The following is an 18772-nucleotide window of genomic DNA, read 5'->3' on the forward strand; positions in this document are numbered from 1 at the left end:
TGTATTGTACACATGTATCTTTAATTTCCCCGTGAACTACCCACCACTTAGTATCTCTTACGAGCTTACCCCAAAGTGGGGGCTTCTCGGTTTATCGCTACTTTTGATAGCTAACGAATTTGTCCTAGGACAGCCGAGCTAACTCCCGTGTTCCAAAGGTTATTTCTTACGATTTATATCAATGCTAATAACCGCATGGCTTCCTTTTTGATATTGATAGCTGCGTTATAGTCACGACTGATTGTGAGTCCACACGAACACGCATACGTGCGTTCACATAATGGCATTTCTTTTTTGTTTCCACAACGACTACACATCTTTGTAGAAGGAAACCATTTATCTATTTTTACAAGCTGTTTTCCTTGTTCTTGTAGCTTATATGCTAAAAATGTCATGAACATCCTCCAACCGTTGTCCGCTACACTCTTACCAAAGCGAAGTGCTCGTGACATTCCTTTCATATGTAAGTCTTCGATTGCTACAACGTCAAAACTCGTAGCTAATTCTTTAGACTTGTGATGAAGGAAATTCTTACGTTGATTGGCGACCTTTTCATGCAACTTCGCTACACGAATGCGTTGTTTATTCCAGCGCTCTGAATCTTTTACACGTCTTGCTAATACTCGTTGTGCCTTTGCTAATCTGTCTAACATCTGACGATAAAAGCGAGGATAATTGGCTTTCTCATCTTCGCTACTCACGTACAATTCAGCCATTGCGAAGTCTAATCCAACTACACTTTCTACTTCTTTTTGAGCGATTTCTTTTTCATATTCGGTCAAAATAGACACGTAATACTTACCAGCTGGTGTCATCGAAATCGTGCACGATTTGATGATATGGTTTTGCGGTATCTCTCTATGTTGCTTCAATTTCACCATTTTCAATTTCGGTAATTTGATATAACCATGAAATAACATAATATTTCCGTTTACTCGATTCGTTGTATAAGATTTTCTACTTTTTCTACTTTTGAATGTAGGAAAATCACTTTGACCACTAAAAAAATTCTTATAGGCAGTTTGCAAGTTTAATTGAGCGTTAGCCAATGCTAAGGAATCGACTTCTTTCAACCATCCATACTCCACTTTGTATTTCGCAGGAGTAGGGAATTTTTGTTTCTTTAGCTCTTCCTTGTTCTCTTTGTATGTTTCGTATATTTCTTTCCGCTCAGCCAGCATTTTATTATACACAAAGCGTACACACCCGAAAGTTTTACGAATGAGATGTGCTTGTTCTTCTGTTGGATACAGACGAAATTTGTACGCCTTATTATGCTTTGTCATATCAATTCATCCCACTTTTCGCTTCATTTCCCATAAGCTATGACGGTGATCACACAACCTGAACAATAACATGATTATTATCTACTTTCATTGTTATACCAAACTTTACCTCTTATAAGACTGAGTATATCAGAGGCGAAATAAATAGGAAAATCAAATGTTTGGCTACGCCAAACCGAAATTCATCTCCCACCTACCGCTAGACTATCGTCTTTCACACGCCCCAGGAAGGAGACTTCTTTCGGATAATGCGTTAATCTCTATTCTACTAACATAAATGAACTATACTTCATACAAATATTGCTATAAGAAAAGAACCCGTCCACTGACAGGTTCTTTTTCATTCTAACAGACATTTGTGCATTCATTTTATGAAAGAATATACCGATACTTTCCATATAATACATACGAGTACTATACATACAAAATCAAAAAAATCTAATCTCGGCCCCTTTTTTCATCGTCATATCTAACCACATATGAACCCACTTTACTTCCTCGTATTTATGAATATTTTTCTTTGCAAATTGGTAACCAAGAAATTGCATCATGAAAAATCCAACTATAAACATGAACAATAGAATGAGAAAATCAATCACGAAATTCCTACCTATTTTTGCAGCGCTTTTTCTACGATATGGTTCTTCAAAACCCATTCTTCAAACTGTGCACTTCCAAATTCCCAGCTTAAATCACGAGCATGTACAGAAAAAACGTAATAACCGGCATATTCGTCCATAAACCTACCTGTCTCTACCTCATTTTTCTGAATACCATATACTCCGAAATTAAAATACACGTCCCATACGTCTTCATGCTTTCTCTTGTAAGCAATCGATTCCATATCACATTCAGTTCCAAAATAATCAAGATGTAAATGAACACTATCATCATATTCGTACTCCATTTTATCACCCCTTATATGTTTACTTCTTTATCACCCAAAAAATTCCTGCTATCTATCCTCACATATGGGCACTTACCTACATATCATGCTTGTAGATTAATTTCTAGGAGGTGCCATATAGTGAAAAAATTAATAGCTGTGTTTTGCATCATGTTACTAGCTGTTTTCACATTCGCTGCTTGTAGTAGCACAAAAGAAAATAAGAAAGAACAAACTCAAAACATTCGCATCGGTGAAGTTACCCATTCTCTCTTCTATGCCCCGTTATATGTCGGGATTGAAAAAGGATTTTTTAAAGATGAAGGATTAAATATTGACTTACAAACAACAGCTGGCGGAGATAAAACGATGACTGCCCTATTATCTGGCGGGATTGATGTTGCTCTTGTCGGTTCTGAAACATCTATTTACGTTCACCAACAAGGAGCAAAAGATCCTGTTATTAACTTCGCACAACTTACACAAACAGATGGTACATTTTTAGTTTCCCGTAAAAAATTAGACTCTTTTAATTGGAATGACGTAAAAGGCGTTACGTTTTTAGGACAGCGTAAAGGTGGCATGCCGCAAATGGTTGGAGAATATGTTTTAAAGAAAAATGGCATTGATCCTCACAAAGATACGAACTTAATTCAAAATATCGAATTTGCTAATATTGCAAATGCCTTTGCATCTGGTACAGGAGAATTTGTACAGCTCTTTGAACCGACTGCAAGTATATTTGAAAAAGAAGGAAAAGGTTATATTGTCGCGTCTTTCGGAGCTGAATCTGGCACTGTTCCGTATACAACGTTCATGGCAAAAGAAAGTTTCTTAAAGAAAGATAAAGCTGCTGCTGAAAAATTCACACGCGCACTATATAAAGCGCAGCAATGGGTTGATACACATAGTCCAGAAGAAATCGCTGATGCCGTTTCTCCGCTATTTAAAGACACTTCCAAAGACATTTCAGTAAAAGTAATTGAACGTTATAAAAAGCAACATTCTTATGCGACAAATCCACTATTAGATGCTGAAGAATGGAAACAGCTTCAAACCATTATGAAAGAAGCTGGCGAATTACAAAAAGAAGTCCCACATGAAGCGCTCGTCAATACAAAAATTGCCGAAAGCGTTATTAAGAAATAGAGGCGAAGTGTATGAGCTTTTTACAAATACGTAACGTTTCTCACTGCTTCTTTGCAAAAAAAAATGCCAAACTAATTCTTGAAGATATGAGTTTGCAAGTGGAAGAAGGAGAATTTATTTCAATCCTTGGTCCGAGTGGTTGTGGAAAAACAACACTCCTTTCCATCATCGCAGGGCTACTTGATCCAATAGAAGGTATCGTATTTTTAGATGGTGAACCAATCACAACGAAAACTTCATCAATGGGCTATATGCTCCAGCAAGATTACTTGTTTCCTTGGAAAACAATTGAAGAAAATATTATGCTCGGACTTCATGTTCGAAAGGTTTATGACGAATATACGAAAGAACACGCATTAAAGCTTTTAAAACAAGTCGGCCTGCATGATATAGAGGGGCAATATCCTCGTGAACTATCCGGTGGTATGCGCCAACGTGCAGCACTCGTTCGAACGTTAGCGACTGATCCGAAAATATTATTGCTGGATGAACCATTTTCCGCCCTCGATTATCAAACAAAGTTGAAACTAGAGGATCTCGTCTTCACATTACTACGTAACTATAAGAAAACATCACTACTTGTGACACATGATATTGAAGAAGCAATCGCGATGAGTGATCGTATTTATTTACTCCAAGCGAACCCTGGAAAAATTGCAAAAACGTTCATCGTCCCAGAAAGTATTCGGTCCCTATCGCCGTTAGAAGCACGCCACCACCATGACTTCCCACTCCTCTTCCAAGAAATATGGAAGGAGTTGGAACGCCTTGGATAATATAGAACAACTACATGAACAGTTTCGAAAAAAAGAACGCAGGCAAGCATGGTTAGCATGGTCTTTACAACTTTTACTGCTCATCCTCTTTTTTGCACTATGGGAAATAGCTAGTAAAAAAGAGTGGATTGATCCTTTACTCTTTAGCTCTCCTTCGAGCATTTGGGATCTCTTCTTAACGAAATGGATTGACGGTTCACTTTGGATTCACATATGGACGACATTACTTGAAACCGGAGTAGGTTTTATTCTCGGAACTGTACTCGGAGCGATTATCGCTACTTTCCTTTGGTGGATACCTCTTCTCGCTCGCGTGCTTGATCCTTATCTCGTCGTCCTAAATGCAATGCCAAAAGTTGCACTCGGTCCGATTATCATTGTTATTTTCGGTCCAAACATTTCATCTTCTATCGCAATGGGCGTGATCATTTCCATCATCATTACCATTCTCGTTATTTACAGCGCATTTCAAGAAGTAGATTCCAACTATATAAAAGTCATGGACACATTTGGCGCAAATAAATGGCAATGCTATAAGCACGTTATTCTCCCTTCATCCTTCCCAGCAATTATTTCAACACTAAAAGTGAACGTTGGATTATCATGGGTCGGTGTTATTTTCGGGGAACTCCTCGTTTCTAAACAAGGGCTTGGCTATTTAATTAGCTATGGATTCCAAGTCTTTAACTTCACACTCGTCTTACTGAGTGTACTACTCACATGTGTTCTCGCAACACTTATGTATGTATTTGTAGAGGCATTTGAAAAACTTCTAATCGGAAAACAAAAAAGAAGCTGACTTAGAGCGATACACTAGAGTCAGCTTCTTTCTTTTATCTTTTATCACACATCTTTGTTTCATTTGTAACATTTCCATCCGCAACCGTAACTGTATGGAAACAGTCTTTCACACGTACTGTAACGACATTATCTTTTCGATCTATCACATGATAATCATTGAACTTTTTATTTAATGCACTACGAATTTGCTCCCCTTCAAATATCGGAAAACTGTGAGACATTACCCAAATGAGACCAGCAACAGCAAGAATCGTTTTCATACGTTTCATTACCTCCTCGAGAGTAAACTTATAGCCCCTACAACACGCGCATTATAATTGTGTCTAATTTGTGACGTTTTTATACTAATTCTATTTTAAAGTGCCAGTTCCTTCTTCTTTCCGTTAAAAAAGACAGAATTTTCAATTTTATTAATGTAAAAAAACGCAAAGAACTAAATGTCCTCGCGTTTTCGTTGAATCGTTCAAAAATATATGAACATATAACCCGTATTAATCCCCACTTTGTTGTTCTATCGTTTTCGAAACATCATATAATCCTGATAACACTTCTGCACGCATTTTTACAAGCTCTGGGAATTGATAGAAGAATGCAATTTTTTTATACTTTAACTCTGTTCCTTCTTTCACCTTTTTTGAATCTTGTAATATGAACGCTGTAAATGTATCTGCAATATCTTCTGCTACATTTGTTGTTCCGTATTCAGATACAAACTCATCCTGTTTCTCCTTGAAAAACTGCATTTGAGCTTCTTCACTTTCTTCCACTTGCTTTTCTGTCCACTCCTGCTCAATTGGTTTCCAAAACGAATTATGGAATTGATTTATATAAGAATTCTCCTTCGCACACCCTTCTTGTAAGAAAAGAGATTTACATTTATTTTGGTATGAGGAAATATCTTTATCTTCTTCAAAATCCTTTAAGTATTGTTCATTTACTGGTATTTGTTTATGTCCGAGCGTCAATACGTGCGCGGTCTCATGAATTAATGTTTTCATCACTTCATCGATATTTACCGCAGAATCAAGCGTATCTAAACTAAGAGTCCACTCTTTCGGATACTCCATACTTGGCATAACATGAGCCACGATTCCATCGTATCCATCTGTTACCATGTCAAACTCTTTTATATCACTACGATATTTAGCTGGAATAAGAGTACTGTACATCTCCCATAACGATTCATGGTACCCTCTATCTTGACGTTGTTGTAGTACCTCCTCTTTCGCTTCCTTATCTTCAGCGAATGCTTTATTTAAACGTTTCCGTTCTATTTTTTCAAAATAAGGATCTACAATTGCGTCCCCATCAATATAATAAGAAGCTAAAAAGAAATAACTTTCATCATCGTCTTTTTTCTGCTCTGCTTTTTTCATATCATTACTTGTGGTATGTTGTTCCGTTCCATCCTCTTCTGGTACTTCAAGTTCTGAAAGTCCATCTATCTTTTTATATACTTTTTGGAGCGATTTATCGCCTATTTCTGTACATTCTTCTGTCGTTTCACACACATCTTTCTTCTCTCTTTTCGAAGTTTGCTCCGCCATGTCACATCCGGCGACTAAACCAATTGAAATTATAAAACAAACTAATTTTCCATACAGTTCTTTCATTTGAACCTCCATCTTTACAGTCTACAAAAATATGATAATCATTTTTTAACAAGTATGCGATAATTATTTATAAAAACTTTGAGGAGGTTACATATGATTCATGCTGTGCTATTTGATTTAGATGGGACACTATTAGATCGACGACAATCTTTAGAGCGATTTATTCATGACCAATACAATCGCTTTTCTCTTCATTTTATGAACATTGAACAATCCGAGTATTGTTCTCGTTTTCTCGAACTCGACAACAATGGCTACACCTGGAAGGATAAAGTATATGCTACTCTCATTTGCGAATACGGCATTACTACTTTAACGCAAGAACAACTGCTGCATGACTACACTACAAACTTTCAACATCACTGTATTCCTTTCCCAAACATGCATGAATTACTTCAACGACTAACTCAGCAAAATATAAAAATCGGTATCATTACAAACGGCTTTACTAATTTTCAAATGAACAACCTTCGTGCCTTAAACATACATACGTATACAAATACAATTCTCATTTCAGAAGCAGAAGGAATTAAGAAACCACATCCTGAAATTTTCGAACGAGCTTTGCAAAAGCTAGGTGTTAAGGCAGAAGAATGTATTTACGTTGGAGATCATCCAGAGAACGATGTAATGGGCGCTGAACAAGTAGGGATTCTTGGAGTTTGGAAAAAAGATTCGTTTTGGGGTGACTTTGAACATTCACGTATGGCGGATGATTTACTGGAGGTTCTCTCATTTTTAGAGGCAGAGATTAAAACAAGACAATAGTAAAAGGAGGCTTCGTTTCTCGAACGCCTCCTCTTCCTTTATTATTCATATACTGTAAACTGTGGTTTACTCGGATGATCTTTAACTAGCGCATCATCTGGAAACTTTGAAACTTTTTGATATAGGGCAATATCACCGATACAACCTGCTGTTAGTAGAATCCCTAAAAATGAGAGCGATTGAACATTCATAGCTAATCCGATTACGATTGGCAAAATTCCAGTCGGTAAAAACGGAAGCATTAACACTTTCTTCATTTGCTTTACTGTAATCGCCTTTTTAGAATGCGCATATGCAACACCTAATTTCCAATTGACGCCCCATTTCAGCTCACTCCACGGAACGCCTCCGATATAGCGAAACCCTATTAAATGTATCGCTTCATGAATACAAACGAGAACAATCATTGCGATAATAAAAAGAAACATGATCGGTAACGTAATTTCAATTTGAAACTCACCTGAAATAAGAGTATGCAAATAACTAATACCAAACGCCAAAGCAAATATTATAAGAAGCGAATAGACATTTAATTTAACCATAGAAACAGAAACTGTTGTTTCTTTTCCTTTATCCATATTTCTCCTCCTAAAACACAAATATATCTTTACGAAATTGTATAATATACCCAAATGAATTTAAAGATATATTTACATTTTGAATACAAAAAAAGAAACCGGCCATTTTACTTCGTAAAACAGCCGATTTCTTCTATATGTTTCATCGTACGCGCTAGTACATCGTCGCGCATAATAAAGCTAAATTTTCTATCCGTTTTAATGTTGTCAGGAATGTCTGTTAATAAAACAGATCCTTTCGTTTCTTCGTAATGCGTATGTGCTTCTACCGCACTAATTGTTGCAAAATAAATGTTTTTAATGATTATTTTGTCTTTTCCAGATACTTTGTATTGTCCTAAGTAAGTTAAATCAGAAACTATGCCGCCGGTTTCTTCATGAACTTCTCGAACCGCCGCTTCTTCCGGTGTTTCCCCTAATTCTACCTTACCACCTGGAAATTCAAGACCGCGACGTAAATGGTGCGTTAATAACCATTGATCCCCGTACCGGCATACAACCCAAACATGCTTTGGCTCAGGAGAAAATGGATAACGTTCAAACGATAATTGTACAGTGTTGTGGTAATAATCTTTAAATTTGTACATGCCATTACTCCCCTATTGATGGTTACAAGTTTTTCCTACCACAAATTGTAGCATATTCTCGCTTTTCTGCATAATATTATCCAATTATAATCCATTGATTATTCCCATTTGCGCGACTAATTCTTTCGTCTCATGATTTCCTAAATCGTAAATCATTTTATATGCTTTTTGTAGTTGTTCATCATATCTGTCATTATTTGAATCGTGGTGATACTCAACAAATGGAACGTGGGAGCGTACAAATGAACCTAAATCCTCTACATATGCTTGATCGAAGTACTCTCTTAATTCCGTAATCTCCTCGTCATCTGCATAAATTTCAAAATTATACGTGTCTGCCGTCTTTACTTGTGAAATTTGACCATTTCCAACTGATATATAATATGTTTTTTTCTTCTCCATGTAACATCCTTCTTTCATCCTTTTAATTTCTATTGTTTTCAGCAATTACAAAATTATGTAAAATAAAGAAAAGGAGGGATTTTATGTTCAAAATATTAATTATCGGGATTATCATCGTCCTAGTCATACTAGTACTCTCCGTCATGACGATTAATAAAGGCTATGGCTACAAACATTCCGTTGATAAACCAGAAGATAATCCTTATGCAAAAAAGAATAAGGAGAATTCATAATATGCTTCGTGTACTTCGCATCGTAATTGCGATCACTGTGATCATTATGTCTGCAATCGGTCTATATACAGGTCAAAATAACTTTCTACCACTTTCACAATTTCTATTAGGAGTTTTAATGTTCCTCATTGCAATTGAACAAATAAAAAAGAAGGATTCAGGAACAGGAGTTATTTGCATTGCTGCTGGAGCTGGTGCTTTATTTCTTAGTTTGTCAGAAATCTTCCGGTAAATATGCTATTTAAAGGAGGTTGTAAAATGCTAACTGGCTTACGGATTTTTTTAGCACTTCTCACACTCGCTCTGGGCACTTATTCTCTTATTACCGATAATTTGACACTTCTCCCATACATGCAAGTTACTTTCAGTTGTTTCTTTATTCTTGTCGGAATTAACGAAATTAAATCCGGACGAAAATCAATGAGTATTCCGTTTTTTTTCATCTCTATTCTTATGTTCTTCGTTCTCATATCAAACTATCTTCACTACGTATAGAATGAAATCTTGAGCAATTTAGCATTTACAAGCACGTAATAAAATAGAGGATAATTTTAAAAAGGGGGATTCCATGTTAAAGAACATTCGAATAATAATAGCAACGATTGCCCTTATTCTCGCTCTATTTGGCTTCTTTACAAACTTCACTATACTTTTTTTACCATACGTGTTACTCCTTTTAAGTATGATGTGTATCCTTTTGGGAATCGATGAAATAAAGAAGCAGCAAAAAACGAAAGCCTTTGGTTATTTTTTCGGTTCCATCTTTATTTTATATGCTGGATTATCTAGTATATTTTCATAAAAAAGAAGCGTACGGAAGCTCTTAACACAATAAAAAAACTGCCCTTTCACAGGCAGTTTCTCTTTATCCAAACACTTTCTCAAGTTCGTCTTTATCTTGGCTTAACCAGAAGTTCATTAAGCGTTTTGCTCCTTCTAAGTCATGAAGCTTCGCTTGGCCACATTGTGTTTCATTTGCAGCTGGAATTTCTGTAATTTGAACCGCATCTTTTAAAGTTAGTTCTAATAAATCAATGATTTCTCGAACTGTCGGTGTTCCGCTTACTACAAGATAGTATCCTGTTTGGCAGCCCATCGGTGAAATATCAATAATATCGAAATGCGGATAACGATCAATATATTTACGTAAATTAAATGCTAATAAATGTTCTAACGTATGAATAACATCTGGCTTCATTGCTTGTTTATTCGGTTGGCAAAAACGAATATCAAATTTATTTACAATACCGTCACTACCTACATTGTGAACTCCGCAATGTCTTACATAAGGCGCCTTTACAATCGTATGGTCTAATTCAAAGCTTTCTACTGATGGCATACAACATCTCTCCCGCTTTTAATTTAATTCCGTTATATCCAATATGATATAACGGAAATCGACATTAGTAAAGAATTATGTACGGTCGTGCTATAATACTTTAAGACTATGCTGAAAAGGAGACCATTATGAAACAGATTTTTATTGGCATTATACGCTTTTATCAAAAGTTCATTTCTCCGATGACACCACCAACGTGCCGCTTTTATCCGACTTGTTCTCATTACGGATTAGAGGCGTTTCAAAAACACGGTGCCCTCAAAGGTTTTTGGCTGACTTGTAAGCGTATATTAAAATGTCACCCTTTCCACCCGGGAGGATTTGATCCTGTCCCAGATAAAAAGGATGACAAAGTAAATTCTTAATTGTCGTAACCATTCACAACTAAATCTAATTTTCCTGTGTCAGGATCTATAACAAGACCGTGAACAGGTACTTCTTCCGGAAGTAACGGGTGGTTACGAAGTACTGATACGCTATGTTCTACACTTTCTTCTACACTAGAGAAGCCGCGCAGGAATTTTTCTAAATCGATTCCTGAGTAACGAAGTGTATCTAATTTCTCTTCTGTTATACCGCGTTCTTTCATCTTCTCAATCGTACTGCTCGCTTGAATTTTTGCCATACCACAATCGTGGTGACCAACTACACAAACTTCATCAGCACCAAGTTCGTACACAGCAACTAAAATACTACGCATAATACTTCCAAATGGATGTGAAATAACTGCGCCTGCTACTTTAATAATCTTCACATCACCGTTACGCATATTCATCGCTTTCGGTAATAATTCAACAAGACGAGTGTCCATACAAGAAATAATCACCATTTTTTTGTTTGGGAATTTCCCTGTTTCATACTCTTCGTATTTTTTCTCTTCAACGAATTTTTCATTGTATTGTAAAATCTCTTCTAATGACTTCATAGTAAAGGACCCTCTTTTCTCTCATTTACATTACATATATAGTGTACCAAAATTTAAAAAACTCAAAAAGGATATTGTTTTATTATAAAAGCAATATATTTTCAGATAACCGACATAATTCTTTCAAAATATACACACAGCTTTGTAACAAGTCTCACATACCTTACTCCTATTTTCACTATAAACTAATTGTAGATAATGTAAAAAGGAGTGAGTATTTATTATGTCCGACGTTCTGTTACTGAGTCGTTTTCAATTTGCAATTACTATTTTTTATCACTTTTTATTTGTACCTTTGACAATCGGACTTGTTATTTTAGTAGCATGTATGGAAACTCAATACGCTCGCACATTGAATCCAACATACCGCAAAATGGCAAATTTCTGGGGTAAATTATTTACAATTAACTTCGTTATGGGGATTATAACCGGGATTACGATGGAGTTCCAATTTGGAACAAACTGGTCTGAGTACTCCAAATATATGGGAGATATTTTCGGATCACCTCTCGCAATCGAAGCACTTGTTGCCTTCTTCTTAGAATCTACCTTCATGGGGATATGGTTATTCGGTAAAGACAAAATTTCACCAAAGTTCCGTGCCTTCTGTATGTGGATGGTCGCACTTGGAACAAATATTTCTGCCCTTTGGATTATTACAGCGAACGGTTTCATGCAAAATCCTGTTGGCTACGTAGTACGTAACGGCCGCGCTGAATTAAATGACTTCTGGGCTCTTGTTACAAACCCATATGCATGGAATATGTTCTTCCATACTGTAATTGGTTGTTATATCGTTGGTGCTTTCTTCGTTATGGCAATTAGTGCATATCACTTACTACGTAAAAATGAAGTGGAATTTTTCAAAAAATCATTTAAGTTTGGTTTAATGTTAGGATTATTCGCCGCAACTGTTACACCTTTTATGGGACATCAATCAGGGGTATCAGCTGCTAAATATCAACCAGCAAAAGGTGCTGCAATGGAAGCAGTTTGGGAAACTGGCAAAGGACAGGGCTTCTCAATCATTCAAATTCCTGATGTAAAAAATGAAAAGAACTTTGAATTCCTTACTATTCCAAAACTAGGAAGTTTCTTCTATACAAACTCATTTGATGGTGAAATTACTGGTTTAAAAGATATTCCGAAAGAAGATCGTCCAAACGTTAACCTCGTGTACTATAGCTTCCGCTTAATGGTTGCACTTGGTATGTTCTTTATGGCATTAACTTGGTATGGTTTCTATTTAAATAGAAAAGGAAAACTAGAAAACTCAAAACGTTATTTAAAAATTACAATGTGGTCTGTCTTACTTCCATACATTGCGATTAATGCTGGTTGGATTGTCGCTGAAGTAGGTCGCCAACCATGGACAGTATATAAACTGATGCGTACAGCAGAATCTGTATCACCTATATCCGTTCCACAAATTTGGTTCTCACTAATTAGTTTAATCTTGTTCTACACTTTACTTTTAATTGCAGACGTATACTTAATGCTGAAGTTCGCGAAAAAAGGACCTGCTGCATTAGAAGAACCTGCTGAAGGAGGTGCGGCTCATGTCTCATGATACACTTGCAATCATCTGGTTCGGTTTATGGGGTGTGATTTGGACAGTTTACTTCATTCTTGATGGCTACGCACTTGGTAACGGGATGATTTTCCCGTTCGTTGCGAAAGACCGACAAGAGCGAAATCAATTACAAGAAGCAATTGGCCCGTTCTGGGGTGGTAATGAAGTATGGTTAATTACAGCGGGTGGCGCAACATTTGCTGCCTTCCCAATCACATATGCAAATATGTTTAGTTACCTATATACACCACTATTTTTAGTATTACTTGCACTATTCGCTCGTGCCGCTGGACTCGAATTTATGCATAAAGACGATTCACCAATTTGGCAAAAAACTTGTAAGTGGGCATTTACAATCGGTAGTTTCTTAATCGCTTTCTTATTCGGTGTTACATTCGCTAATCTATATTACGGACTAGAAATCGGAAAAAACGGTTATGAAGGAAACTTACTTAGCTTATTAAATCATTATGGTATTTTAGGTGGTCTTTTCTTCACCGCTATATTCGTCGTATCTGGTGCCCTTTGGGTTATGATTAAAACGACTGGCGAAGTATCTGATCGCGCTTATAAAATCGCACGACCATTTTCAATGGCAGCTGCTATCATTTTAGCTATCTTCTATGTAGCAACTGCAAACCGTACAAACTTATTCCAAAACTTCACGGAATATCCTGTACTATTCATTCTTCCAATACTTGCAATGTTAATGAGTGTACTCGCACTTATTATGGTGTACAAACATAAAATCGGCCTTGCATTCACATTCGTTTGCTTAACAATCGCAATGTTTATGACAACTGGCTTTGCAGGTATGTTCCCAAGAATGTTACCATCTCGTATTAACGATGCGTATAGTACAACGTTATACAACGCAGCAGGTAGTGAATTAAACTTAAAAATTATGTTCTTCGTTGCAATGGTCATGGTACCAATCGTTATCGGTTACCAACTTTGGAGCTACAGCATATTTAAAAATAAAATTCATAAAGACTCTGCTAAAGGATATCACTAAAATGAAAAAAGACACTTCGTTTTGAAGTGTCTTTTTTTACGTATGATTTTCGATAAGATGTTATATTTACAATCTAACAACTATGATACAGAAGAATCACTAACAGCTCACAGCTAGATTGTAGCACACAATAAATTCATCATTTTATGCAATTTTGCATATTGCACTATAAAGTAAATTGTATTTCTTGGTCATTCACATCATTATCCCCTACATCTGCTGTACTAATACCACTAAATGTTTGGACTTTTATTCCTGTATTCGATGATCCCGATCCATTATAAGCTTTCGTCTTTTCAATCGGCTGTACGTTGTATTTATCACCTAAATTAATTGTCCCATTGCAGTTTTCAATAATAACACCTTCCACGACTGCCGGCATTTTGTCACCTACTTTCGTTTCGTTACTTTCATTTTATGAACATCGCCTACAAAAATAGCATGTATAAATAAGAAAAAGCACTCAGGCTGAGTGCTTTTTTCAACCATTTTACTTTTAATATATCGCCTTGAATATGTTTTAACATATGTATCCATATATTTAATTAAGAAAATTCAAAATCCTTTTTCTTTCATTTTCAATTATGAAATCATGTAATATAAAAGATATGTCAAATTCTTATACAAATTGAGGTGTACTATATTTATGTATTTTGGAATTATTCCTCTTATATTGTTTATTATTTTTCTTATCTCATATTTAAAAGATCCACGAAAAATAATCAACGGCTTTTTATTTAATGCCTTTTTCTGTTCATTTCTATTATTTTGTGCTATAGCCTCATTTGCATCTGGTAATAACGCTTTACGTTTTATCGTTATTATTCCGATGATAGCGCTAATTTTAATGATACCTTTTGCTATAGTCGCTTTAATGTTTGGACTATTTCTTAATGCGAGGATCTTGATGAGGCGCGAAGGACGACGCTTCACAAATTCTTTAACTTTAATTGCTGCTTTAGGGATTTTATTCTGTATGCTAATCCCTATCATAAATCCGGCAAGTTTATTCTCAGAGCATTTTCAATTTATTTTTGCTGCTATTTCTCTTATAACTATGTATTTCTTTGTACATTTATCTAACTTCTTAAGCGCATATTTTTTATATCAATTCAATAGACCGAGACGTAATCAAGATTTCATCATCGTTCTTGGCAGTGGCTTAATTAATGACAAAGTACCCCCTTTACTTGCAAGTCGTATTAATAAAGCTATCGACTTTTATTGGAAACAAGCTACTGTGAATACACCACCAACAATCATTTTCTCTGGCGGACAAGGGCCAGATGAAGGCCTTCCAGAAGCGGAAGCAATGCAAAATTACGCTATTGAAAAAGGAATTCCAATTGAACATACAGTGCAGGAAAATCGCTCTGTCAACACATATCAAAATATGTCGTTCTCTAAAGAAATCATGGATTCTTTAAAACCAGAAGGTAAGTATAGAAGTATTTTTACAACGAATAATTTCCATCTTTTCCGCGCTGGCATATATGCAAAACAAGCTGGTCTTAATAGCCAAGGAATCGGATCAAAAACAGCCTTTTATTATTGGCCTAATGCAATGATTCGCGAATATGTCGCAATCGTCGTGATGGGACGTAAGCGACATATGAAAGTGTGCGGAACAATCTTAGGTTTCGCTTTATTCCTAACAGTCATTAGTTTTTTATTTTCATAACAACTATTAAAGTCCCCTTCTATGAAAAGGGGACTTTTTTACACCTTTCAGTTCATCAAATTTAAATCAATAATATAACAGCGTACAAAACATTAATAATTCCAGAAACCATTCCAACAATAGCAAATGTTTTACTCGTACCTGTCACTTGTTTATTTAAACCTAATATAGAAAATACAATAGCTATAGTGCCAATAAGTCCCCATAAGTTAATAAACCATGATATCAATCCAGTAATGAAACCAACTAAAGAAAAAACTTCTATACTACTATTAGAATTACTATTTACAAAACTTCCCTCTACCGTTTTATAGCTAAGACTCTCCCCACACTGTCCGCAAAACTTGTTATCCTCATTCGTTTCATTCCCACATTTCGTACAGTATCTCAAAGAACCTCCCCCTTAAGATCAGTAGCCAAAACATACATATCATCCTATTATTTTTTAATTGAAAACATTCCTATTTTTATACGTATTAATCATATACGAGTGTATTTCAAATAATAATATCTCCTGTATACACCCAGTAAAGGAGAATTTTTTCAAATATAATGTTAAAATAAAATTTAAGTGTGAATGATGTAACACATAAGAAACTAGTTTGAAACGAGGAAATTATATGGAAAAAACTATCAAAAACAAGCCCAATAAGCTAAAATTCGCTTCAAAATCTTTGATGATTATTATTGGGGCACTTATCACAGCGTACGGATTAGAAGCGGTATTAATTCCAAATAACGTATCCGACGGTGGTGTGACTGGTTTAAGTATCGTTAGTTCAAGATTATTTGGATTGCCATTAGGGGCTCTAATCGCAGTTATTAACATTCCTTTCGTTTGGTTAGGATATAAGCAAATCGGTAGAAGCTTTGCAATTTATTCCATTATTGGGATTGCTTCATTAGCAGTAGGTACCGTTGTCATGCACGGAATACCAACTATTATTGAAGGCGATACATTATTAGTTACAGTTGCTGGCGGTATTATTATCGGTTTTGGTATGGGACTAGCATTACGTAACGGCGGAGCATTAGATGGAATCGATATGCTAGCTGTATTACTTTCTCGTAAATTACCTTTCGGAACAAGTGACCTTATTTTATTCTTAAACATGTTCGTATTTATTTTCGTATCAACAGTATTCGGTCTTCAAGGCGCTATCCTTTCGGCAATTGCTTACTTTATTGCTTCAAGAGTGATTCATATCGTTGAAGTTGGTTTAAGTGGTTCGAAAACATTTAAAATCATCACAAAAGAGCCTGAATTAATGGTAGAAACCATTCGCGATCGTTTAGGCCGAAGTGCAACATACAATGAAGTGTATGGTGGTTATTCAAGAGAGCAATTTAAAGAAATTTCTTGTGTAATTAACCGTTTAGAAGAAAGTAAAATGAAAGACCTTATTAATGAAATTGATCCCAATGCCTTTATTACAGTTTATGACGTAGCAGAAGTAAAAGGCGGTAACTTTAAGAAACGTGATATTCATTAATCATTATGAAAAACGAGGGTGTGCCAATATGTTGGCACACCCTCTTCTGTTATCGTTGTCAGTTTTTGTCGGTAAGTCGATATATTTCAATAATCGCTGATATATTTCGAGTTGCGGTCGATATATTCCGATAATCGCTGATATATTTTTACTCTCCCCACCGACTCCCCCGTTTAATCCATGCTACGTATTTTTGAAAGGCGGGCACTTCCTGTTGAAAGCGAAGCGGAATATATAGAAAGAGAGTACATGTACATAATATCCATAGAATACCTACTACAAAGTGAAATTTCATCGTTGCGCTAATAAACAAACTGAGGAATAAGACGAGGAACATAATTACACTAAATCTTTTATACATAGTCATAACAATCTCCTCCTTATACATTAATTGTAGCAATCATAAACGAAAAGGAAAATACATTTACAGGTAGACTTTTCCAAAAACTTCATAATATGATTAACAAGAGTGTACTAAAGAAGGCTGCAAAAAATACATTTCACCTTTATATAAATCGAACCTTTAATCAATAGGCGTTTTTGTCCATCTTAACCGATTATCAGCCCTCTGCTGTCCACCAATAGCGGGATAAAAATAAGAAATGGAGATAATTTGATAATGAAAAAACAAAAAGCTAAAGGAGTATTAAAAAAAAGGATTATCATCGCTCTTCTAATTATTTTAGGACTCATTCTCTTAGGACTAAGTTATTGGTTTCTTTCACCAAATCCAAAAGCATTTATTATAAAAAAAGTCTTTGAAAAAGGCCTGATGTTTCAATCTGATAACTATGAAAATGCTTTAAAAGAAACAAAAATTATTGAAGATATTGACTATCATTCTAAATTTCCAGATGGCACATTAGATATTATTTATCCTAAAAATCATACGAAAGAAACACCTGTTATTTTTTGGATGCATGGTGGTGGATTTGTAGGTGGAGATAAATCGCAAATTACTGGTTATGCAGTAGAATTAGCAGCTCGTGGTTATGCCGTAGTAAATATTAACTATGCCCTTGCTCCTAAAAGAAAATATCCTACTCCTGTACTCCAGCTAGGTGAAGCTTATACATATATAAAAAATAATGAAGAGAAATATAATTTAAAACTAAATACTATTTATTTTGCGGGGGACTCTGCTGGGGCACAAATATCTGGTCAATTTGTTACAATTCAAACTTCCTCACAATATGCAAAATTAACAAAGATTGATGCTATTATTAACCCTTCTACTATAAAAGGTGTTTTGTTATATTGTGGTCCTTATAACATGCCTGCATTAGCTAAAATGGAAACATCTAAACAAATACAAGATTTTATGCGCACGACTGGTTGGGCATACTTTGGAACAAAAAACTTCGAAACATTACCAGAAATGAACATTTCTTCAATTTCAAAACATGTAACAAAAGATTATCCGCCAACGTTTATTACAGATGGTAATACCGCTTCGTTCGAAGATCAAGGTAAGGAATTATTCTCAACCTTACAAAGCAAAAATGTAGCTGTAGATGGTCTTTTCTTTGATAAAAGTATTTTTGGCGAGTTAGCACATGAATTTCAGTTCAACATGAATACACCAGCAGGAAAAGAAACATTCGATAAAACCATACAATTTTTAAATAAAAATAAATGACATATAAATAATAAAACCCAAGAAGCGC

At 35.5% G+C, this 18772-nt stretch carries 25 protein-coding genes and 1 pseudogene; 13 read left to right on the forward strand and 13 right to left on the reverse strand.

Features of this window, described 5'->3' with window-relative positions; all coding sequences use genetic code 11:
* Window positions 1-173: 173 nt before the first annotated feature.
* The 3 genes and pseudogenes from COC96_RS13890 to COC96_RS13905 form a co-directional block, all read right to left on the reverse strand.
* A complete protein-coding gene (locus COC96_RS13890; protein WP_098768927.1) occupies window positions 174-1286 on the reverse strand; it encodes an RNA-guided endonuclease TnpB family protein in 1113 nt (370 codons plus the stop codon).
* A gap of 364 nt (window positions 1287-1650) precedes the next feature.
* Window positions 1651-1885, reverse strand: a pseudogene (locus COC96_RS13900) (hypothetical protein).
* An 11-nt stretch (window positions 1886-1896) separates the two neighbouring features.
* Complete coding sequence (locus COC96_RS13905) at window positions 1897-2193, reverse strand: DUF3986 family protein (protein ID WP_098269416.1); 297 nt, start codon at window positions 2191-2193, stop codon at window positions 1897-1899.
* A 120-nt stretch (window positions 2194-2313) separates the two neighbouring features.
* On the opposite strand from COC96_RS13905, the gene COC96_RS13910 reads away from it, so the two are divergent.
* Genes COC96_RS13910 through COC96_RS13920 form a run of 3 tightly spaced genes read left to right on the forward strand, consistent with a single transcriptional unit; the run spans window position 2314 to window position 4896 of the window.
* Window positions 2314-3321, forward strand: a complete 1008-nt coding sequence (locus COC96_RS13910) for an ABC transporter substrate-binding protein (RefSeq protein WP_141536002.1) — start codon at window positions 2314-2316, stop codon at window positions 3319-3321.
* Between the two features lie 11 nt (window positions 3322-3332).
* Window positions 3333-4097 (forward strand): ABC transporter ATP-binding protein, encoded by a 765-nt coding sequence (locus COC96_RS13915; RefSeq protein ID WP_098768928.1) that lies wholly within the window; start codon window positions 3333-3335, stop codon window positions 4095-4097.
* Window positions 4090-4896, forward strand: a complete 807-nt coding sequence (locus COC96_RS13920; RefSeq protein WP_098269418.1) for an ABC transporter permease — start codon at window positions 4090-4092, stop codon at window positions 4894-4896. Before COC96_RS13915 ends, COC96_RS13920 begins: the two co-directional genes overlap by 8 nt.
* 34 nt (window positions 4897-4930) lie before the next feature.
* On the opposite strand, the gene COC96_RS13925 is transcribed toward COC96_RS13920, so the two are convergent.
* Both COC96_RS13925 and COC96_RS13930 read right to left on the reverse strand, forming a co-directional pair.
* The gene (locus COC96_RS13925) at window positions 4931-5158 is read right to left on the reverse strand and encodes a hypothetical protein (protein WP_098269419.1); all 228 of its coding nucleotides are present in this window, start codon (window positions 5156-5158) and stop codon (window positions 4931-4933) included.
* 231 nt (window positions 5159-5389) lie between these two features.
* Complete coding sequence (locus tag COC96_RS13930) at window positions 5390-6511, reverse strand: hypothetical protein (protein ID WP_098269420.1); 1122 nt, start codon at window positions 6509-6511, stop codon at window positions 5390-5392.
* A 93-nt stretch (window positions 6512-6604) separates the two neighbouring features.
* On the opposite strand from COC96_RS13930, the gene COC96_RS13935 reads away from it, so the two are divergent.
* On the forward strand, window positions 6605-7279 hold the full coding sequence (locus COC96_RS13935) for an HAD family hydrolase (protein WP_098768929.1): 675 nt from the start codon (window positions 6605-6607) through the stop codon (window positions 7277-7279).
* 41 nt (window positions 7280-7320) lie between these two features.
* On the opposite strand, the gene COC96_RS13940 is transcribed toward COC96_RS13935, so the two are convergent.
* The 3 genes from COC96_RS13940 to COC96_RS13950 all read right to left on the reverse strand — a co-directional run bounded on the left by COC96_RS13940 (window position 7321) and on the right by COC96_RS13950 (window position 8846).
* Window positions 7321-7857, reverse strand: a complete 537-nt coding sequence (locus tag COC96_RS13940; protein WP_098768930.1) for a DUF3267 domain-containing protein — start codon at window positions 7855-7857, stop codon at window positions 7321-7323.
* Between the two features lie 107 nt (window positions 7858-7964).
* Window positions 7965-8444 carry an antimutator 8-oxo-(dGTP/GTP)ase gene (gene mutTA / locus COC96_RS13945; protein ID WP_000276383.1) on the reverse strand — a complete coding sequence of 160 codons (480 nt, stop codon included), beginning with the start codon at window positions 8442-8444 and terminating at the stop codon, window positions 7965-7967.
* Between the two features lie 84 nt (window positions 8445-8528).
* Window positions 8529-8846 carry a hydrolase gene (locus COC96_RS13950; protein WP_098768931.1) on the reverse strand — a complete coding sequence of 106 codons (318 nt, stop codon included), beginning with the start codon at window positions 8844-8846 and terminating at the stop codon, window positions 8529-8531.
* Window positions 8847-8929: 83 nt separating this feature from the next.
* On the opposite strand from COC96_RS13950, the gene ytzI reads away from it, so the two are divergent.
* From ytzI to COC96_RS13965, 3 genes are all read left to right on the forward strand, one after another.
* Window positions 8930-9079: a YtzI protein gene (gene ytzI / locus COC96_RS13955; protein ID WP_142340001.1), complete on the forward strand. Its 150-nt coding sequence runs from the start codon at window positions 8930-8932 to the stop codon at window positions 9077-9079.
* A 1-nt stretch (window position 9080) separates the two neighbouring features.
* Window positions 9081-9311: a DUF3953 domain-containing protein gene (locus tag COC96_RS13960; RefSeq protein WP_098269423.1), complete on the forward strand. Its 231-nt coding sequence runs from the start codon at window positions 9081-9083 to the stop codon at window positions 9309-9311.
* A 336-nt stretch (window positions 9312-9647) separates the two neighbouring features.
* Entirely contained in the window at window positions 9648-9881 is a 234-nt protein-coding gene (locus COC96_RS13965; protein WP_098768933.1) for a DUF3953 domain-containing protein, read from the forward strand.
* A gap of 63 nt (window positions 9882-9944) precedes the next feature.
* On the opposite strand, the gene luxS is transcribed toward COC96_RS13965, so the two are convergent.
* Window positions 9945-10418 (reverse strand): S-ribosylhomocysteine lyase LuxS, encoded by a 474-nt coding sequence (gene luxS / locus COC96_RS13970; protein ID WP_001141369.1) that lies wholly within the window; start codon window positions 10416-10418, stop codon window positions 9945-9947.
* A 128-nt stretch (window positions 10419-10546) separates the two neighbouring features.
* On the opposite strand from luxS, the gene yidD reads away from it, so the two are divergent.
* Window positions 10547-10783 (forward strand): membrane protein insertion efficiency factor YidD, encoded by a 237-nt coding sequence (yidD, locus tag COC96_RS13975; RefSeq protein ID WP_000809334.1) that lies wholly within the window; start codon window positions 10547-10549, stop codon window positions 10781-10783.
* Here yidD and COC96_RS13980 read toward each other — a convergent pair.
* Window positions 10780-11343: a beta-class carbonic anhydrase gene (locus tag COC96_RS13980; RefSeq protein WP_088232341.1), complete on the reverse strand. Its 564-nt coding sequence runs from the start codon at window positions 11341-11343 to the stop codon at window positions 10780-10782. The genes yidD and COC96_RS13980 overlap by 4 nt on opposite strands.
* A 223-nt stretch (window positions 11344-11566) precedes the next feature.
* On the opposite strand from COC96_RS13980, the gene cydA reads away from it, so the two are divergent.
* Window positions 11567-12913: a cytochrome ubiquinol oxidase subunit I gene (cydA, locus tag COC96_RS13985; RefSeq protein WP_098269425.1), complete on the forward strand. Its 1347-nt coding sequence runs from the start codon at window positions 11567-11569 to the stop codon at window positions 12911-12913.
* The gene (gene cydB / locus COC96_RS13990) at window positions 12903-13931 is read left to right on the forward strand and encodes a cytochrome d ubiquinol oxidase subunit II (protein ID WP_098269426.1); all 1029 of its coding nucleotides are present in this window, start codon (window positions 12903-12905) and stop codon (window positions 13929-13931) included. The genes cydA and cydB overlap by 11 nt, the downstream gene beginning before the upstream one ends.
* 166 nt (window positions 13932-14097) lie before the next feature.
* On the opposite strand, the gene COC96_RS13995 is transcribed toward cydB, so the two are convergent.
* Complete coding sequence (locus COC96_RS13995; protein WP_098269427.1) at window positions 14098-14313, reverse strand: spore germination protein; 216 nt, start codon at window positions 14311-14313, stop codon at window positions 14098-14100.
* Between the two features lie 264 nt (window positions 14314-14577).
* On the opposite strand from COC96_RS13995, the gene COC96_RS14000 reads away from it, so the two are divergent.
* Window positions 14578-15612 carry a YdcF family protein gene (locus COC96_RS14000; protein WP_098269428.1) on the forward strand — a complete coding sequence of 345 codons (1035 nt, stop codon included), beginning with the start codon at window positions 14578-14580 and terminating at the stop codon, window positions 15610-15612.
* A 61-nt stretch (window positions 15613-15673) separates the two neighbouring features.
* Here COC96_RS14000 and COC96_RS14005 read toward each other — a convergent pair whose 3' ends face one another.
* Entirely contained in the window at window positions 15674-16003 is a 330-nt protein-coding gene (locus COC96_RS14005; protein ID WP_098269429.1) for a zinc-ribbon domain-containing protein, read from the reverse strand.
* 229 nt (window positions 16004-16232) lie between these two features.
* On the opposite strand from COC96_RS14005, the gene COC96_RS14010 reads away from it, so the two are divergent.
* The gene (locus COC96_RS14010) at window positions 16233-17105 is read left to right on the forward strand and encodes a YitT family protein (RefSeq protein WP_097904723.1); all 873 of its coding nucleotides are present in this window, start codon (window positions 16233-16235) and stop codon (window positions 17103-17105) included.
* Between the two features lie 148 nt (window positions 17106-17253).
* Here COC96_RS14010 and COC96_RS14015 read toward each other — a convergent pair whose 3' ends face one another.
* Window positions 17254-17472, reverse strand: coding sequence for a hypothetical protein (locus tag COC96_RS14015; protein ID WP_098269430.1), 219 nt, complete (start codon window positions 17470-17472; stop codon window positions 17254-17256).
* A 252-nt stretch (window positions 17473-17724) separates the two neighbouring features.
* Here COC96_RS14015 and COC96_RS14020 point away from each other — a divergent pair, with 252 nt between their 5' ends.
* Window positions 17725-18744, forward strand: a complete 1020-nt coding sequence (locus tag COC96_RS14020) for an alpha/beta hydrolase (RefSeq protein ID WP_098269431.1) — start codon at window positions 17725-17727, stop codon at window positions 18742-18744.
* Window positions 18745-18772: the final 28 nt, after the last annotated feature.

The organism is Bacillus cereus (genome assembly GCF_002577405.1).
Classification (GTDB): Bacteria; Bacillota; Bacilli; order Bacillales; family Bacillaceae_G; genus Bacillus_A; species Bacillus_A cereus_AU.

Bases quoted from the DNA above. Each gene is read 5' to 3' on its own strand.
- COC96_RS13890 (WP_098768927.1), bottom strand. From the start codon at position 1,286: ATGACAAAGCATAATAAGGCGTACAAATTTCGTCTGTATCCAACAGAA.
- cydB (WP_098269426.1), top strand. From the start codon at position 12,903: ATGTCTCATGATACACTTGCAATCATCTGGTTCGGTTTATGGGGTGTG.
- cydA (WP_098269425.1), top strand. From the start codon at position 11,567: ATGTCCGACGTTCTGTTACTGAGTCGTTTTCAATTTGCAATTACTATT.
- COC96_RS13925 (WP_098269419.1), bottom strand. From the start codon at position 5,158: ATGAAAACGATTCTTGCTGTTGCTGGTCTCATTTGGGTAATGTCTCAC.
- COC96_RS13960 (WP_098269423.1), top strand. From the start codon at position 9,081: ATGCTTCGTGTACTTCGCATCGTAATTGCGATCACTGTGATCATTATG.
- COC96_RS14000 (WP_098269428.1), top strand. From the start codon at position 14,578: ATGTATTTTGGAATTATTCCTCTTATATTGTTTATTATTTTTCTTATC.
- COC96_RS14015 (WP_098269430.1), bottom strand. From the start codon at position 17,472: ATGACTATGTATAAAAGATTTAGTGTAATTATGTTCCTCGTCTTATTC.
- COC96_RS13905 (WP_098269416.1), bottom strand. From the start codon at position 2,193: ATGGAGTACGAATATGATGATAGTGTTCATTTACATCTTGATTATTTT.
- COC96_RS13935 (WP_098768929.1), top strand. From the start codon at position 6,605: ATGATTCATGCTGTGCTATTTGATTTAGATGGGACACTATTAGATCGA.
- mutTA (WP_000276383.1), bottom strand. From the start codon at position 8,444: ATGTACAAATTTAAAGATTATTACCACAACACTGTACAATTATCGTTT.
- COC96_RS13915 (WP_098768928.1), top strand. From the start codon at position 3,333: ATGAGCTTTTTACAAATACGTAACGTTTCTCACTGCTTCTTTGCAAAA.
- COC96_RS14020 (WP_098269431.1), top strand. From the start codon at position 17,725: ATGAAAAAACAAAAAGCTAAAGGAGTATTAAAAAAAAGGATTATCATC.
- COC96_RS13980 (WP_088232341.1), bottom strand. From the start codon at position 11,343: ATGAAGTCATTAGAAGAGATTTTACAATACAATGAAAAATTCGTTGAA.
- yidD (WP_000809334.1), top strand. From the start codon at position 10,547: ATGAAACAGATTTTTATTGGCATTATACGCTTTTATCAAAAGTTCATT.
- luxS (WP_001141369.1), bottom strand. From the start codon at position 10,418: ATGCCATCAGTAGAAAGCTTTGAATTAGACCATACGATTGTAAAGGCG.
- COC96_RS14010 (WP_097904723.1), top strand. From the start codon at position 16,233: ATGGAAAAAACTATCAAAAACAAGCCCAATAAGCTAAAATTCGCTTCA.
- COC96_RS13965 (WP_098768933.1), top strand. From the start codon at position 9,648: ATGTTAAAGAACATTCGAATAATAATAGCAACGATTGCCCTTATTCTC.
- COC96_RS13950 (WP_098768931.1), bottom strand. From the start codon at position 8,846: ATGGAGAAGAAAAAAACATATTATATATCAGTTGGAAATGGTCAAATT.
- COC96_RS13995 (WP_098269427.1), bottom strand. From the start codon at position 14,313: ATGCCGGCAGTCGTGGAAGGTGTTATTATTGAAAACTGCAATGGGACA.
- COC96_RS13930 (WP_098269420.1), bottom strand. From the start codon at position 6,511: ATGAAAGAACTGTATGGAAAATTAGTTTGTTTTATAATTTCAATTGGT.
- ytzI (WP_142340001.1), top strand. From the start codon at position 8,930: ATGTTCAAAATATTAATTATCGGGATTATCATCGTCCTAGTCATACTA.
- COC96_RS13940 (WP_098768930.1), bottom strand. From the start codon at position 7,857: ATGGATAAAGGAAAAGAAACAACAGTTTCTGTTTCTATGGTTAAATTA.